We start from the raw sequence: 15,385 nt of genomic DNA, 5'->3' as shown, positions 1-15,385 counted from the left end.
CCTGCAAAATGGCGTGTTGTGCTGTGTCAGGCGTTGACCCGTGCCTCGCTGGCAAGGCGGGCAATGGCCATGTCCAGCTCATCGAGGGCGGCCATGGCCTTGGCGTCATCCTGCTTGAGCAAGGTCTCGGCCCGCTGGCAGGCGGCCCGTAGTTGCGGCACGCCGCAGTAGCGGGTAGCGCCGTGCAGGCGATGGACCCGTTCGATCAGCGCGTTATTGTCGCAGGCTTCGCGGGCGATGCAGACCGCCTCGCGGTCGGCTTCCAGGGAGGCCAACAGCATGGCCAGCATATCGGCGGCCAAGTCAGCCTTGCCGGCCGCCAGGCGCAGGCCTTCTTCATGGTCCAGCACCGGCAGTTGCGCGGCAGGGCCGTGGCCCTCGGCAGCGCGTTCCGGGCCTTGATTGCGCAAGGCCAGGCCGGTCCATTTCAGTACCACCTGGGCCAGTTGCCGTTCGCTGATGGGTTTGGTCAGGTAGTCATCCATGCCGCTTTGCAGCAGGGCGCGTTTTTCATTGGCCATGGCATGGGCCGTCAGCGCGACGATAGGCAGCGGCGTGCCGTGGCGCTCGCTTTCCCACTGACGAATTGCTTCGGTGCTCTGGCGCCCGTCCATGCCGGGCATCTGCACGTCCATCAACACCAGGTCGAAGGCTTCCTTCTTCACCGCTTCGATGGCGGTATAGCCGCTTTCCACGGCCTGGACCTTGGCGCCCATGTCTTCGAGCAGGGTCTGTACCAGCAGCAGGTTGGCCGGGTTGTCGTCGACACACAACACCCGTGGCGCGCGGCTGGACAACGGCTCGCCCGGTTCGCTGCGCAATGGCCGAGGGCTGATCAGGTCGGACAGTGCCCGGCGCAATTTGCGGGTGCAGGCCGGCTTGGCCTGCAACTGGCTATTGGGGTTGGGCACCGACAGGTTGAACAGCATCTGTTCGGTGGTCGGGCACAGCACCAGGACTTTGCAACCCAGGTGCTCAAGGTCCCAGAGATGTTGGTTGAGGCGTTCCGGCGGAATATCGTTGGCGGTGATGCCCAGTACGGCCAGGTCGATGGCCTGCTCGGTCTGGTGCGCGCTGGTAATGCCGTTGGTCAGGTTCTCCAGGCTGTTGAACGGCGTGACTTCCAGGCCACAGTCTTCCAACTGATGTTGCAGGGCCTGGCGCGCCAACTCGTGATTCTCCAGCACGGCCACACGCCGGCCCAGCAGCGGCGGTGCGGGCAGGTCTTCGATATCGTCGCGGGTCTTCGGCAGGTTGAGGCTGATCCAGAATTCCGAACCTTGGCCTGGCGTGCTGTCGACGCCGATCTCGCCACCCATCTGCTCGATCAGGCGCTTGGAAATCACCAGCCCCAGGCCCGTGCCGCCCGGTTGGCGTGACAGCGAGTTATCCGCCTGGCTGAAGGCCTGGAACAGCGCCCGCACATCCTGGTTGGACAGGCCGATGCCGGTGTCCTGCACGCTGATGCGCAGTTGCACGCTGTCTTCCTGCTCGTCTTCGAGCATGGCCCGGGCAACGATGGTGCCTTCGCGGGTGAACTTAATGGCATTACTGACCAGGTTGGTCAGGATCTGCTTGAGTCGCAGCGGGTCGCCTACCAGCGACAGCGGCGTATCGCGGTAGACCAGGCTCACCAGTTCCAGCTGTTTGGCGTGGGCGGCCGGGGCGAGGATGGTCAGGGTGTCTTGCAGCAAGTCGCGCAGGTTGAACGGAATATTGTCGAGCACCAGCTTGCCGGCTTCGATTTTCGAGAAATCGAGAATTTCGTTGATGATGCCCAGCAGGTTGTCGGCGGACTTTTCGATGGTGCCCAGGTAATCCAACTGACGGGGCGACAGCTCGCTTTTCTGCAACAGGTGGGTGAAGCCGAGGATGCCGTTGAGCGGCGTGCGGATTTCATGGCTCATATTGGCCAGGAACTCGGACTTGATGCGGCTGGCTTCCAAAGCCTCCTTGCGAGCCAGGTCCAGCTCGATGTTCTGGATCTCGATGGTTTCCAGGTTCTGGCGCACATCTTCGGTGGCCTGGTCGATGCTGTGTTGCAATTCTTCCTGGGCGTTTTGCAGGGTATCGGCCATGCGGTTGATGCCGGATGCCAACTGATCCAGCTCCTGGCTGCCCAGCGGCGGCAAACGGGTTTCCAGGTTGCCATCCTTGAGCTGTGCCACGGCTTGCTTGATCTGGCCGATGGGCGAGTTGATCGTGCGGCTGATGCGCAAGGCCAGGGCGGCGGTGCAGATCAGGCCGATGGCGATCAACAGCAAACTGGCAAACAGGCTGCGATAGCCGCGCAACAGCATGCCATTGTGGGACAACTCCAGCTCGACCCAGCCCAGCAGGCGATCGGCTTCATCGGGAATCAGCTCGCCGGCAAGGTTGCGATGGCGACCGAACACCGGCAGCAGGTAGCGGGTGGCGTCATTGCCCGTGCGCTGCAACAGATGGGAGCTGTTGCCGATGGGCGATTGGTTGAGCATGGTCGGGCCGGCATGGGCCAGGGGCGAGCGGTCGGGCGCCAGGAAGGACACGGCGCGTACATCGACTTGCTCCAGGGACTGGGTGGCGATGCGTTCCAGCAGATCGGTGTTCTTGTTGCCCAGTGCCGGGGCTACCAGTGGCGCCAGTTGCTCGGCAATCATCTCGCCGCGATTGAGCAATTGGGTTTGCAGGTCCGAGAGCTGCATCCAGGTGAAATAACCGCCCAAAAGCAATGCCATCAGGCTGGTAGGCAACAAGGTCAGCAACAGTACGCGGCCTTTTATCCCCATTCTTCTAAGCACGCCACTCTCCCACTACCACACTGTTGTCGACATTCTACGCAGGCATCCGGCCCGCGCTACCTGCGCAGTGTAGCCATATGAGGGGTTTGGAATCTTGCAAAAGATGATTGAGGGGGGGATGGCGGGATTATTGAGCTGCGGTAACGGCGGGTATCGGTTGCGCCCTGACAGCCGACCTGATCGTCGAAGCGTGCGCATACTCCTGTAGGAGCTGGCTTGCCGGCGATGGCGCCAGCCGGGACACCTCTGCTTCTAAACAGAGGAGGCCGCCTTCTACCGATTACGCTGCTGGCGCTTTTTCCACTGATGACCCACCCACCACCGCCAATAGAGCATGGTCAGGCAGTACGCCAGCGCGCCCAATACCAGGCCCATCACCACCGAACCCAGCAGGAACGGCTGCCACATGGTCGACAGTTGCCCACTGATCCATTCCCAGGTCAGCTCATCGGGCAGGGTGCGGGCCGGGATGTTCATCAGCCAGGTGCCGGTCATGTAGGTGCAGAAGAACACCACCGGCATGGTAATCGGGTTGGTCAGCCATACCAGGCTCACGGCGATGGGCATATTGCCGCGCACGGAGATGGCGAGCACGGCTGCCAGCAACATTTGCAAGGGAATGGGAATGAAAGCAGCAAACAGGCCGACAGCCATGGCCCGGGCAACGGAGTGCCGATTCAGGTGCCAGAGGTTGGGGTCATGGAGCAACTTGCCGAGAAAGCGTAAGGACTTGTGTTCCCTGATGCTGGTCGGATCGGGCATGTACCGTTTGAATAAGCGCCGTGGCATAAGGGGTCCAGGTCAGTTCGAGGGGCAAGTATGCCCGTATTCTACGAACGGGAAATTCAGACTTTGTGACAAAAAATAATAGTTCGGCCTGAACCGCTCGGCTAACACTCCTGGGTCACTTTCAAGGAATGGCCCATGCGTACAGGGATGTTTGCGCTGGCGTTGGGGCTGCTGGCATTGCGCCTGCTGCCCGTCTTGCCGCCGGTCGGTTGGTTGCTGGTGTTGCCGGTGGTGGCGTTGATGCTGCTGCCGTTTCGTACTTATCCGCTGGCGTTTTTTCTACTGGGCTTGGCGTGGGCCTGTTTCAGTGCGCAACGGGCACTGGACGACCGGCTAACTGTCGCGCTGGATGGCCAGACCCGTTGGCTGGAAGGGCGCGTCAGTGGGCTGCCGCAACAGGGTAATGGGGTCGTGCGGTTTGAGCTGAGCGACAGCCGGTCACGCCAGGACCGGCTGCCTCAGCGCATCCGCGTGACCTGGCAGGGCGGCCCGCCAGTACACAGCGGTGAGCGCTGGCGTTTGGCCGTCACCCTCAAGCGTCCGTCTGGCCTGCTGAATTTCCATGGATTCGACCAGGAAGCCTGGCTATTGGCCCAGCGTGTGGGGGCGACCGGCTCGGTCAAGGATGGCCAACGCCTGGCGCCTGCCCGACAGGCCTGGCGCGACGGGATCCGCCAGCAGCTACTGGCGGTCGATGCCCAGGGGCGTGAAGCCGGGCTGGCCGCACTGGTACTGGGTGACGGCTCCGGCTTGGCCGCCGAGGACTGGCGCATTTTGCAGGACACCGGCACCGTGCATTTATTGGTCATCTCTGGCCAACACATTGGCCTGTTGTCGGGGTTGATCTATGCACTGGTGGCTGGGTTGGCGCGCTATGGCTGCTGGCCCAGGCGCTTGCCCTGGCTGCCTTGGGCCTGCGGCCTGGCATTTGCCGCGGCGCTGGCTTATGGCTTGCTGGCCGGTTTTGAAGTGCCGGTGCAGCGGGCCTGTGTGATGGTCGGGCTGGTGTTGCTGTGGCGCCTGCGGTTTCGCCATCTGGGGATCTGGTGGCCGCTGCTGCTGGCCCTGAATGCGGTGTTGATCCTTGAACCCTTGGCCAGTCTGCAACCGGGTTTCTGGCTGTCATTTGCCGCCGTGGCCGTGTTGGTGCTGGCCTTCAGCGGCCGCTTGGGCCCCTGGCGTATGTGGCAGGCCTGGACCCGCGCCCAATGGCTGATCGCTATTGGGCTGTTTCCGTTGCTACTGATCCTCGGTTTGCCGATCAGCTTGAGTGCACCTCTGGCCAATCTGTTTGCGGTGCCGTGGATCAGCCTGCTGGTGCTGCCGCTGGCGCTGGCGGGCACGTTGTTGCTGGCGGTGCCATGGCTGGGCAGTGGCCTGCTGTGGCTGGCGGGCGGTGCGCTGGATTGGCTGTTCAAGGCCCTGGCCTTGTTGGCCGGACAGCTGCCAGCGTGGATGCCTGCCGAGGTGCCCGTCGGCTACTGGCTACTGAGCCTGCTGGGCGCACTGCTGTTATTGATGCCCAAGGGCATTCCTTTTCGCCTGCTGGGGTGGCCCCTGTTGTTGCTGGCGGTGTTCCCGCCCCGTGAATCGATCCCGCTGGGCCAGGTGGCAGTGGAGCAACTGGATGTCGGCCAGGGCCTGGCGGTGGTGTTGCGTACCCGTCACCACACGCTGTTGTATGACGCCGGGCCGCGCTTCGGGGATTTTGATATCGGCGCGCGCGTGGTACTGCCGACACTGCGCAAACTGGGGGTTACTCAACTGGACCTGATGCTGCTCAGCCACGCCGACGCGGATCATGCCGGTGGCGCGGCGGCGGTAGCACGCGGGTTGCCGGTGGCGCGGGTGGTGGGTGGGGAAACCCAGGGGCTGCCGGCATTCCTCGGCGCCCAGGCCTGTGTCAGTGGCGAGCGCTGGGAGTGGGACGGCGTGGTGTTCCAGTTATGGCAATGGGCCGATGCCCGCAACGGCAACGCGCAGTCATGTGTGCTACAGGTCCAGGCCAATGGCGAACTGCTACTGCTGACTGGCGATATTGACCGCGAGGCCGAACGGGCCTTGCTCACCACGCCATTGGCGGTGCCCACGGATTGGCTGCAAGTGCCCCATCATGGCAGCCGCAGTTCCTCGTCATGGCCGTTTGTCCAGCAGTTGGCGCCCAAGGCGGTGCTGATCTCCCGCGGGCGCGGCAATGGCTTTGGCCATCCGCACCCGCAAGTGCTGGCGCGTTACCAGCATTTTGGCAGCGCTATTTATGACAGCGCCGAACAGGGCGCCGTGCGTCTGCGCCTGGGGGCATTCCAGGCCCCGGTGATGGCGCGCAGCCAGCGCCGTTTCTGGCGCGCGCCCGCAACTGACAGTTACCAAAGGCCGGTGCCTGCGACATGATGGCTGTCGGCGGGCAGGCCCTTCCTCGCCAGCCTATATGCTAAAGTGGCGCACTTTTTCGAGGGGGCATTCACTGTGTGGGAATTGGTCAAATCCGGCGGCTGGATGATGTTGCCGATCATTCTGAGCTCCATCGCCGCACTCGGCATCGTTGCCGAACGCCTGTGGACCCTGCGCGCCAGCCGTGTGACCCCTGATCATCTGCTGGGGCAGGTCTGGCGCTGGATCAAGGACAAGCAACTGGACAAGGAAAAACTCAAGGAACTGCGGGCCAATTCGCCCCTTGGGGAGATCCTGGCCGCGGGCCTTGCCAATTCCAAGCATGGTCGCGAGATCATGAAGGAATGCATTGAAGAAGCCGCCGCCCGAGTGATCCACGAGCTGGAGCGCTATATCAATGCCCTGGGCACCATCGCGGCAATGGCTCCCTTGCTCGGCCTGCTTGGCACCGTGCTGGGCATGATCGATATCTTCAGCGCCTTCACCGGTTCCGGCATGACCACTAACGCCTCGGTGTTGGCCGGAGGGATTTCCAAGGCCCTGATCACCACGGCGGCGGGCCTGATGGTGGGGATCCCGGCGGTATTCTTCCACCGTTTCCTGCAACGGCGTATCGATGAGTTGGTGGTGGGCATGGAGCAGGAAGCCATCAAGCTGGTGGAAGTGGTCCAGGGCGACCGTGATGTTGATCTGGTCGAGGGCAAAGCGTGAAGTTTCGCCGCAAGCCCCGGGAAACCGTCGATATCAACCTGGCGTCATTGATCGACGTGGTGTTTATCCTGTTGCTGTTTTTTGTCGTCACCACCACCTTTACCCGGGAAACCCAACTGCGGGTCGAACTGCCGGAAGCCGTCAGCGGCTCGCCGGCTGAGGACCAGCAGCTCAAGCAACTGGACATCACCATCAGCGCCGAAGGGGTGTTTTCGGTGAACAACCAGTTGTTGGAGAAAAACGACGTGGCCAGCGTGATGGATGCGCTGCAGAAGGAGTCTGGCGGTGATACGCAAATGCCGCTGTCCATCAGCGCCGATGGCAAGACCCCGCACCAGGCCGTGATCACCGCGATGGATGCTGCCGGCAAGCTCGGTTTCAGCCATTTGCGCATGACCACCGTCGAGGCGGCGGGGCAGCCCTGATGGCCTTGTCCGATCGTTTGCTCAAGGCCTGGTACGACGGCCATCCGGCGCTCAAGCTCCTGCAACCGCTGGAGGCACTCTATCGCCGGGTGGTAACGCGCAAGCGCGAGCGTTTCCTGGCGGGCGAAGGGACGATCTACCAATCACCGGTGCCCATCGTAGTGGTCGGCAATATCACCGTGGGCGGCACGGGCAAGACGCCGTTGATCCTGTGGTTGATCGACCATTGCCAGCGCAGCGGCCTGCGGGTGGGGGTGGTCAGCCGTGGCTACGGTGCCAGTCCGCCGCAGTTGCCATGGCGGGTGCAAGCCAGCGATAGCGCCCAGGTGGCCGGTGATGAGCCCTTGTTGATCGTGCAGCGCAGCGGCGTCCCCCTGATGATCGACCCTGATCGCAGCCGTGCGGTGCAGGCACTGTTGGCCAGTGAAACCCTGGACCTGATCCTGTCCGACGACGGCTTGCAGCATTACCGTCTGGCCCGTGACCTTGAACTGGTGCTGATCGACAACGCCCGTGGCCTGGGCAATCGCCGTTGCCTGCCCGCCGGGCCGCTGCGCGAGCCGGTCGAGCGCCTGCAAAGCGTCGATGCCGTGTTGTACAACGGTGCCGGAGCCGACCGCGAGGATGGCTTCGCCTTCCGCCTTTTACCAACCACGCTGGTCAACCTGTCAACCGGCGAGCGCCAGCCGCTGGACCATTTTCCCGTGGGGCAGCAGGTGCATGCGGTCGCCGGCATCGGCAACCCGCAACGTTTCTTCAATACCCTTGAAACGCTACACTGGCTGCCAATACCCCATGCGTTTGCCGACCATGCACCCTACAGTGCAGAGGTCCTGAATTTCACGCCGTCACTGCCGCTGGTCATGACCGAAAAGGACGCGGTGAAGTGCCGCGCCTTTGCCCAGGCACACTGGTGGTACCTTGCAGTCGATGCGGCACCGTCACCGGCGTTTATCGCCTGGTTCGACACGCAGTTGATGCGCCTGTTGCCGGCTCGCCTTTTGCCTTAAACCGCTTTTATCCAGGAAATCCTCATGGACACCAAACTGCTCGATATCCTCGCTTGCCCGATCTGCAAAGGCCCGCTCAAGCTCAGCGCTGACAAGACCGAACTGATCAGCAAAGGCGCCGGCCTGGCGTACCCGATCCGCGACGGCATCCCGGTGATGCTGGAAAGCGAAGCCCGTACCCTGACCACCGACGAGCGCCTGGATAAATGACCACTGCCTTCACTGTTGTCATTCCATCGCGCTACGCCTCCACCCGTCTGCCCGGCAAACCGCTGCAAATGATCGGCGACAAGCCGATGATCCAGCTGGTCTGGGAGCAGGCCTGCAAAAGCAGCGCCCAGCGCGTGGTGGTGGCCACTGATGACCTGCGGATCATCGAGGCCTGCAAGGGGTTTGGCGCCGAAGCGGTGCTGACCCGTGAAGATCACAACTCCGGTACCGACCGCCTGGCCGAAGTCGCCACGCACTTGGGCCTGGCGCCGGATGCCATCGTGGTCAACGTGCAAGGCGACGAGCCGCTGATCCCGCCGAGTGTCATCGATCAGGTCGCGGCCAACCTGGCCGCCCATCCCGAAGCGCGCATGGCGACCCTGGCCGAACCGATCGAAGACATCCAGACCCTGTTCAATCCGAACGTGGTGAAGGTGGTGAGCGACATCAATGGCCTGGCCCTGACGTTCAGCCGTTCGACCCTGCCCTGGGCACGCGACGAATTCGCCAAACAGCGTGACGTATTGCCGGCCGGCGTGCCGTATCGCCGCCATATTGGCATTTACGCCTACCGCGCCGGCTTCCTGCATGACTTCGTCAGTTGGGGCCCGTGCTGGCTGGAAAACACCGAGGCCCTGGAGCAACTGCGGGCCCTGTGGCATGGCGTGCGGATTCATGTCGACGATGCCATGCAAGCCCCACCGGCCGGCGTTGATACCCAGGAAGACCTTGAGCGCGTACGCCGGTTGCTGGGGGTTTGATGGAAGTCCTGTTTGTGTGCCTGGGCAATATCTGCCGCTCGCCCACCGCCGAAGGCGTCCTGCGCCATAAATTGCGGGCCGCCGGGTTGGCGGATCGGGTCGAGGTGGCCTCGGCCGGTACCGGCGAATGGCATATCGGCAAGGCACCGGACAAACGCAGCCAGCAGGCAGCATTGCGTCGCGGCTACGACTTGTCGGCCCAGCGTGCGCAGCAGGTGTCGCGTGCCGACTTTGCGCGCTACGACCTGATCCTGGCCATGGACCAGAGCAACCTGCGTAACCTCAAGGCCATGCAACCGGCCAAGGGCAAGGCAGAATTGGACCTGTTCCTGCGCCGCTACGACTCGGCGGTGGATGAAGTGCCGGATCCGTATTACGACGGCGAGCAAGGTTTCGAACATGTCCTGGACCTGATCGAGGCCGCTTGTGATTTGCTGGTGATCGAATTGAAGGGGCGTTTATGAGCCTGGATGTACAGCCCCGGGTTTCCCTGAAGGCCTTTAACAGTTTTGGTATCGATGTGCGAGCGCAGTTGTTCGCCGAAGCCCATAGCGACGCCGATGTGCGCGAGGCCCTGGCCTATGCGGCCGCACAACAGCTGCCGTTGCTGGTGATCGGGGGCGGCAGCAACCTGCTGCTGACCCAGGATATCGCGGCGCTGGTGTTGCGCATGGCGACCCGTGGGATTCGGGTCCTGCACGATGATGGCCAGCAGGTTGTGGTGGAGGCTGAAGCGGGCGAAGCCTGGCATCCTTTTGTGCTGTGGACCCTTGAGCAAGGGTTCTCTGGCCTGGAAAACCTCAGCTTGATTCCCGGTACCGTCGGTGCCGCGCCGATGCAGAACATCGGTGCCTATGGGGTCGAGATCAAGGATGTGTTCGCCGGCCTGACCGCCCTCGACCGCCAGACCGGCGAGCTGCGGGATTTCAGCCTGCAAGAATGCAACTTCGCCTACCGTGACAGCCTGTTCAAGCACGAAGTGGGACGCTGGCTGATCCTGCGGGTGCGTTTTGCCCTGAACCGTGTCGCGCACCTCAAGTTGGGTTATGGGCCGGTGCAGCAGCGCCTGGCCGAACAAGGTATCACCCAGGCGACGCCAAGCGATGTCAGCCGGGCCATATGCAGCATCCGCAGTGAAAAGCTGCCCGACCCTGCGGTCTTGGGCAATGCCGGCAGTTTCTTCAAGAACCCGCTGGTATCCCAGGTGCTGGCTGCGCAATTGCAACTGCAATATCCCGATCTGGTGGCCTATCCCCAGGCTGATGGCCAAGTGAAACTGGCGGCGGGCTGGTTGATTGACAAGGCTGGCTGGAAGGGCTTTCGTGACGGCGATGCTGGCGTGCATCGCTTGCAGGCGCTGGTGCTGGTCAATTATGGCGCGGCCACGGGCCTGGAAATCTCCAGCCTGGCGCAACGTATCCAGCGCGATATTGCCGAGCGCTTCCAGGTCGATCTGGAAATGGAGCCCAATCGTTATTGAGCTACGCTTCTAGCGTGTTGAACAAAGCCCTGCATTGCAGGGCTTTTTTGTTAATGCTGGGTTAACTTAGCAGGCTAACGATGCCTGTTTATTGTTCGATCGATGCTGTTTATCAAAGGCCCGGTGAAAGGCTGGTGTTGTTCGCGTAGGGAATTGTAGGCGCGAGCTTGCTCGCGAAGATCGTCAACGATGACGTGGGCGCTCGGAATGAACGTGGTGTCTTGGCGTTTTTCGCGAGCAAGCTCGCTCCTACAGTACTGCACATGCCCTGACGCAAAACCTGTCTTCACAAGAGAGCCCGATTAGCCTGAGCCATCTGCGTGAACCGACTCCGCTTCCTCAAAGCGGCAGATAGCTCGACCCCATAATCCAATCACTATGCGGGCGTGCCCATGATTACTCTCAAGCTCAACGGTCAAGATCATCCACTGGACGCCACCGAGGACATGCCCCTGCTGTGGGCGATCCGTGACGTGGCGGGTTACAACGGTACCAAGTTCGGTTGTGGCATGGGCTTGTGCGGTGCCTGCACCATCCATATCGATGGGGCGCCGGCACGCAGTTGCATCACGCCCATTGGCTCGGTCAAGGGGCAGAACGTCAGCACTATCGACAACCTGCACAATGATCCAGTCGGTCAAGTGGTGCAGCAGGCGTGGCTGGACACGGCGGTGGCCCAATGCGGTTACTGCCAGGGCGGGCAGATCATGTCGGCCACCGCGCTGCTGAAAACCAACCCCAACCCCAGTGATGCGCAGATTGAAGAGGCGATGGTCGGCAATATCTGCCGTTGTGGCACCTACAATCGGATCAAGACCGCGATCCGCCAGGCTGCCACCCACCTGCAGGAGGCCAAGGCATGAGCCAGTTGCCTGCTGATTTCGTCCTGAACAACCTCAGCCGTCGCGGCTTTCTCAAGGGTGTTGGCGTGACTGGCGCCCTGGTAGTGGCTGCCAGTTGGGGCTTGCCCGATGCCTTTGCCGAAGAGGTGAAGAAGTACGGCGCCCAAGCCATGCCCAATGGCGTGATCGACGACCCCAAGGTCTACGTCAGTATTGCTGCCGACGGCAGCGTGACTGTGGTCTGCAACCGCTCGGAGATGGGCCAGGGCGTGCGCACCAGCCTGGCCATGGTAGTGGCCGACGAACTGGAAGCCGACTGGGCCAAGGTCAAGGTCGAACAGGCACCCGGTGACGAAGTGCGCTTTGGTAACCAGGACACTGATGGCTCGCGCAGCATGCGCCATTGGTACGAGCCAATGCGTCGTTGCGGTGCTGCCGCGCGGACCATGCTGGAACAGGCGGCTGCCGAGCAGTGGAAAGTCCCGCTGGGCGAGTGCCGTGCACAGCTGCATAAAGTGATTCACCAGCCCAGCGGTCGTGAACTGGGCTATGGCGCCCTGGCCACTGCCGCCGCGGCGCTGGCAGTACCGGCGCGGGACAGCCTGCGGCTCAAGCAACCGTCGGAGTTTCGTTATATCGGCAAGGAAGCGAGCAAGGCTATCGACGGTGTCGATATCGTCAACGGTCGGGCGGTGTACGGCGCCGATGTGCATTTTGACGGCATGTTGTTCGCCACTGTCGCGCGGCCCAAGGTGTATGGCGGCAAGGTCAAATCATTTGATGCCAGCGCGGCGCTGAAAGTGCCGGGTGTGATCAAGGTCCTGGAGATCGAGAGCCGCCCCATACCCTCGGAGTTCCAGCCATTGGGCGGCGTGGCGGTGGTCGCCAGCAACACTTGGGCGGCAATCAAGGGGCGTGAGGCGCTGCAGATTGTCTGGGACGACGGCGCCAATGCCGGCTACAACTCCATCGACTATCGCAAGACTCTAGAGGCCGCCGCCCTCAAACCCGGCAAAGTGGTGCGCAATACCGGCAGTATCGACCAGGCCCTGAGCGATGCCGACAGCACTTTCGACGCTGCGTATTACTTGCCACACCTGGCGCAGTCGCCGATGGAACCGATGGTGGCGGTGGCCCGTTATCAGGACGGGCAATGCGAGGCCTGGGCGCCGAGCCAGGCGCCGCAGGTCACGCGGGAGCGGGTGGCCGAGCGCCTTGGCCTGCCGTTCGACAACGTCACAATCCACGTCACGCTGTTGGGCGGTGGTTTTGGACGCAAATCGAAACCGGACTTTATCGTCGAAGCCGCGATCCTGGCCAAGGAATTCCCCGGCAAGGCTGTGCGCGTGCAGTGGACCCGTGAAGACGATATCCATAATTCCTACTTTCATACCGTGTCCGCCGAGTACCTCAAGGCCGGCCTGAACAAGGATGGCCTGCCGTCGGGCTGGTTGCATCGCACCGTGGCCCCGAGCATCACCGCGCTGTTTGCGCCGGGCATGAACCACGAGGCCGCGTTTGAGTTGGGCATGGGCTTTACCAACATGGCCTACGCCATCCCCAATGTGCGCCTGGAAAACCCCGAGGCCGCCGCCCACACCCGCGTGGGTTGGTACCGCTCGGTGTCAAACATCCCCCATGGCTTTGCGATTCAGAGCTTTGTCGATGAATTGGCCCACAAGGCCGGCCAGGATCCGTTGAAGTACCAACTCAAGCTGCTGGGCCCGGATCGTCAGATTGATCCGCGAACCTTGAGTGAAGAGTGGAACTACGGCGAGTCACCCGAGCGCTATCCGATCGACACGGCTCGTATGCGTGGCGTATTGGAAACCGCGGCCAAGGCTGCCGGCTGGGGTCGTACATTGCCCAAGGGGCGTGGCCTGGGGTTGGCGGTGCATTACAGCTTCGTCACTTATGTGGCGGCGGTGATCGAGGTGGAGGTCAAGGATGACGGCACGCTGATCGTACACAAGGCCGATATTGCCGTGGACTGCGGCCCGCAGATCAACCCGGAGCGCATTCGCTCGCAGTTCGAGGGCGCCTGCGTCATGGGCCTGGGCAACGCGGTGCTGGGGGAAATCAGCTTCAAGGATGGCAAGGTCCAGCAGGACAACTTCCATATGTATGAAGTGGCGCGCATGTCCCTGGCGCCCAGGGAAATTGCCATTCATTTGGTCACGCCCAAGGGCGAGGTGCCTCTGGGCGGCGTCGGTGAACCGGGCGTGCCGCCGATTGCGCCAGCACTGTGCAATGCGATTTTTGCGGCGACTGGCAAGCGCATCCGCAGCTTGCCGGTGCGTTATCAGTTGCAGGGCTGGCAGCAGGAGGCGAAGGCCTGATGGACAGCGTTGATCTGAATGTGCTGCGCAGCGTGCTGGAGTGGCGCCGCGCAGGGCACCAGGTGGTGCTGTACAGCGTGGTCCAGACCTGGGGCAGCGCGCCACGGCCGCCGGGGGCGATGCTGGCCCTGCGCGGCGATGGCGTGGTGATCGGCTCGGTGTCCGGTGGTTGCATCGAGGACGATCTGATCGCTCGTCTGTACGATGGCCGGTTGCTCGACGATGGACCACCGGTGCAACTGGTGACCTATGGAGTTACCCGGGATGAAGCCGCGCGCTTTGGCCTGCCGTGCGGCGGCACCTTGCGCCTGACGCAGGAGCGGGTCGGTGATCCTGCGTGGGTCGCCGAGTTGCTGGCGCGTTGTGAGGCCCATGAAATTGTTGCGCGGGAGTTGGATTTGGCGACGGGCATCGTGTGCTTGAGCGAGGCGCGCAAGTCCGACATTGTCACGTTTGATGGTGAGCGCTTGCGGGCTATTTATGGTCCGCGCTGGCGCCTGCTGTTGATCGGCGCGGGCCAGTTGTCACGCTATGTGGCAGAAATGGCGCGCCTGCTGGATTTTGAAGTGTTGATCTGCGACCCGCGCCAGGAGTTTGTCCATGGCTGGGAAGAGCAGCATGGACGCTTTGTGCCGGGAATGCCTGACGAGGCCGTGCTCACTATCCAGACGGACGAGCGCACGGCCATTGTTGCCCTGACCCACGATCCGCGCCTGGACGATATGGCGTTGTTGACCGCATTGAACTCCCGGGCGTTCTACATCGGTGCCCTGGGTTCACGGGTCAATAGCCGCAAGCGCCGGGAGAACCTGGCGGTGTTGGGGTTGGGGGCCGAGGCGATTGCGCGGCTGCATGGCCCGATTGGCATTCATATCGGCAGTCATACGCCGGCAGAGATTGCCTTGTCGCTGATGGCGCATATCGTCGCGGTCAAGAACGGTGTGGAGCTGTTACAGAAGAACCCCGTACGCGAGGCGGTCAGTTGACGAGGACGATCACTGCGATCGTCCTGGCAGCGGGGCTGGGCAGTCGTTTCCGTGCGCAAAATGGCCAGGACAAGCTCTTGGCCCCTTGTGTGGGGCGTGATGGGGTGACGCGACCGGTCTTCGAGCAGGTATTGGTCAATTTACCGGGCAGTATCGCCCGGCGTTGGGTCGTCACGTCGCCTGGGCGCAGCGAGGTCATTCGTCTGGCCAGGGTTTATGGATGCGAAGTGCTGCTTCTGGATGCTGCGGGTATGGGCGACAGCCTTGCAGCGGCAGTGACGGCCAGTGGCCCAAGTGCCGGTTGGCTGGTGGTGCTGGGGGATATGCCGTTTATTCAGTCGTCGAGTATTGAGCGGGTGATAGAACGCGTGGAGGGCATCAGTGTGCCGGTGCATGCTGGGCAGTATGGCCATCCCGTTGCGTTTGGCCGGGCTCTAGGGCCCGCCTTGATGGAACTGACGGGGGACCGTGGCGCCAAGCCCCTGTTTGCCCAGGCTGATGTGCGGGAAGTGCCGGTGGATGATCCCGGGGTGTTGTGGGATGTGGATGTACCGCAAATGCTCAAGTTCCCACAACCCCTGTAGGAGCCCATCCCTCTCTACCGCCATCGCAGGCAAGCCAGCTCCCACATTTGATTGTTGTAGCTGCATGGAACGCATAA

At 62.4% G+C, this 15,385-nt stretch carries 14 protein-coding genes; 12 read left to right on the top strand and 2 right to left on the bottom strand.

From position 1 onward, the window contains the following. Positions 1–26: 26 nt before the first annotated feature. Positions 27–2,780, bottom strand: a complete 2,754-nt coding sequence (locus KL786_RS21910; RefSeq protein ID WP_032861532.1) for a response regulator — start codon at positions 2,778–2,780, stop codon at positions 27–29. A gap of 273 nt (positions 2,781–3,053) precedes the next feature. Continuing rightward, on the bottom strand, positions 3,054–3,569 hold the full coding sequence (locus KL786_RS21905) for a DUF2062 domain-containing protein (RefSeq protein WP_032861531.1): 516 nt from the start codon (positions 3,567–3,569) through the stop codon (positions 3,054–3,056). A 135-nt stretch (positions 3,570–3,704) separates the two neighbouring features. Between KL786_RS21905 and KL786_RS21900 the strand changes: the two genes are divergently transcribed. The 12 genes from KL786_RS21900 to KL786_RS21845 all read left to right on the top strand — a co-directional run bounded on the left by KL786_RS21900 (position 3,705) and on the right by KL786_RS21845 (position 15,308). After that, a complete protein-coding gene (locus KL786_RS21900; RefSeq protein WP_215518963.1) occupies positions 3,705–5,960 on the top strand; it encodes a DNA internalization-related competence protein ComEC/Rec2 in 2,256 nt (751 codons plus the stop codon). A 75-nt stretch (positions 5,961–6,035) separates the two neighbouring features. Then, entirely contained in the window at positions 6,036–6,671 is a 636-nt protein-coding gene (pocA, locus tag KL786_RS21895; protein ID WP_029299724.1) for a flagellar polar localization protein PocA, read from the top strand. Beyond that, positions 6,668–7,096: a flagellar polar localization protein PocB gene (gene pocB, locus KL786_RS21890; RefSeq protein WP_169992764.1), complete on the top strand. Its 429-nt coding sequence runs from the start codon at positions 6,668–6,670 to the stop codon at positions 7,094–7,096. Before pocA ends, pocB begins: the two co-directional genes overlap by 4 nt. After that, positions 7,096–8,106, top strand: coding sequence for a tetraacyldisaccharide 4'-kinase (gene lpxK / locus KL786_RS21885; RefSeq protein ID WP_154842661.1), 1,011 nt, complete (start codon positions 7,096–7,098; stop codon positions 8,104–8,106). The genes pocB and lpxK overlap by 1 nt, the downstream gene beginning before the upstream one ends. Before the next feature lie 24 nt (positions 8,107–8,130). Further along, positions 8,131–8,316, top strand: a complete 186-nt coding sequence (locus KL786_RS21880) for a Trm112 family protein (RefSeq protein ID WP_003174668.1) — start codon at positions 8,131–8,133, stop codon at positions 8,314–8,316. Beyond that, positions 8,313–9,077 (top strand): 3-deoxy-manno-octulosonate cytidylyltransferase, encoded by a 765-nt coding sequence (gene kdsB, locus KL786_RS21875; RefSeq protein ID WP_032861524.1) that lies wholly within the window; start codon positions 8,313–8,315, stop codon positions 9,075–9,077. The genes KL786_RS21880 and kdsB overlap by 4 nt, the downstream gene beginning before the upstream one ends. Next, positions 9,077–9,541: a low molecular weight protein-tyrosine-phosphatase gene (locus KL786_RS21870; RefSeq protein ID WP_215518962.1), complete on the top strand. Its 465-nt coding sequence runs from the start codon at positions 9,077–9,079 to the stop codon at positions 9,539–9,541. The genes kdsB and KL786_RS21870 overlap by 1 nt, the downstream gene beginning before the upstream one ends. Continuing rightward, the gene (gene murB, locus KL786_RS21865; protein WP_215518961.1) at positions 9,538–10,557 is read left to right on the top strand and encodes a UDP-N-acetylmuramate dehydrogenase; all 1,020 of its coding nucleotides are present in this window, start codon (positions 9,538–9,540) and stop codon (positions 10,555–10,557) included. Before KL786_RS21870 ends, murB begins: the two co-directional genes overlap by 4 nt. A gap of 392 nt (positions 10,558–10,949) precedes the next feature. Next, a complete protein-coding gene (locus KL786_RS21860; RefSeq protein ID WP_032861520.1) occupies positions 10,950–11,420 on the top strand; it encodes a (2Fe-2S)-binding protein in 471 nt (156 codons plus the stop codon). Then, the gene (locus tag KL786_RS21855; RefSeq protein ID WP_215518960.1) at positions 11,417–13,738 is read left to right on the top strand and encodes a xanthine dehydrogenase family protein molybdopterin-binding subunit; all 2,322 of its coding nucleotides are present in this window, start codon (positions 11,417–11,419) and stop codon (positions 13,736–13,738) included. The genes KL786_RS21860 and KL786_RS21855 overlap by 4 nt, the downstream gene beginning before the upstream one ends. Continuing rightward, positions 13,738–14,724, top strand: coding sequence for an XdhC family protein (locus tag KL786_RS21850; protein WP_215518959.1), 987 nt, complete (start codon positions 13,738–13,740; stop codon positions 14,722–14,724). Before KL786_RS21855 ends, KL786_RS21850 begins: the two co-directional genes overlap by 1 nt. Continuing rightward, the gene (locus KL786_RS21845; protein ID WP_215518958.1) at positions 14,721–15,308 is read left to right on the top strand and encodes a nucleotidyltransferase family protein; all 588 of its coding nucleotides are present in this window, start codon (positions 14,721–14,723) and stop codon (positions 15,306–15,308) included. Before KL786_RS21850 ends, KL786_RS21845 begins: the two co-directional genes overlap by 4 nt. The last annotated feature ends 77 nt before the right edge of the window (positions 15,309–15,385 follow it).

It is taken from the genome of Pseudomonas sp. TAE6080, assembly GCF_018732265.1.
Classification (GTDB): domain Bacteria; phylum Pseudomonadota; class Gammaproteobacteria; order Pseudomonadales; family Pseudomonadaceae; genus Aquipseudomonas; species Aquipseudomonas brenneri.
Note: the sequence above shows the minus strand (reverse complement) of the source record. Positions and strands in the feature narration are given on the sequence as shown.

Excerpts from the sequence above, each read along its gene's own strand:
- KL786_RS21900 (WP_215518963.1), top strand. The coding sequence starts at position 3,705 with ATGCGTACAGGGATGTTTGCGCTGGCGTTGGGGCTGCTGGCATTGCGC.
- murB (WP_215518961.1), top strand. The coding sequence starts at position 9,538 with ATGAGCCTGGATGTACAGCCCCGGGTTTCCCTGAAGGCCTTTAACAGT.
- lpxK (WP_154842661.1), top strand. The coding sequence starts at position 7,096 with ATGGCCTTGTCCGATCGTTTGCTCAAGGCCTGGTACGACGGCCATCCG.
- KL786_RS21850 (WP_215518959.1), top strand. The coding sequence starts at position 13,738 with ATGGACAGCGTTGATCTGAATGTGCTGCGCAGCGTGCTGGAGTGGCGC.
- KL786_RS21880 (WP_003174668.1), top strand. The coding sequence starts at position 8,131 with ATGGACACCAAACTGCTCGATATCCTCGCTTGCCCGATCTGCAAAGGC.
- KL786_RS21905 (WP_032861531.1), bottom strand. The coding sequence starts at position 3,569 with ATGCCACGGCGCTTATTCAAACGGTACATGCCCGATCCGACCAGCATC.
- KL786_RS21870 (WP_215518962.1), top strand. The coding sequence starts at position 9,077 with ATGGAAGTCCTGTTTGTGTGCCTGGGCAATATCTGCCGCTCGCCCACC.
- KL786_RS21855 (WP_215518960.1), top strand. The coding sequence starts at position 11,417 with ATGAGCCAGTTGCCTGCTGATTTCGTCCTGAACAACCTCAGCCGTCGC.
- kdsB (WP_032861524.1), top strand. The coding sequence starts at position 8,313 with ATGACCACTGCCTTCACTGTTGTCATTCCATCGCGCTACGCCTCCACC.
- KL786_RS21860 (WP_032861520.1), top strand. The coding sequence starts at position 10,950 with ATGATTACTCTCAAGCTCAACGGTCAAGATCATCCACTGGACGCCACC.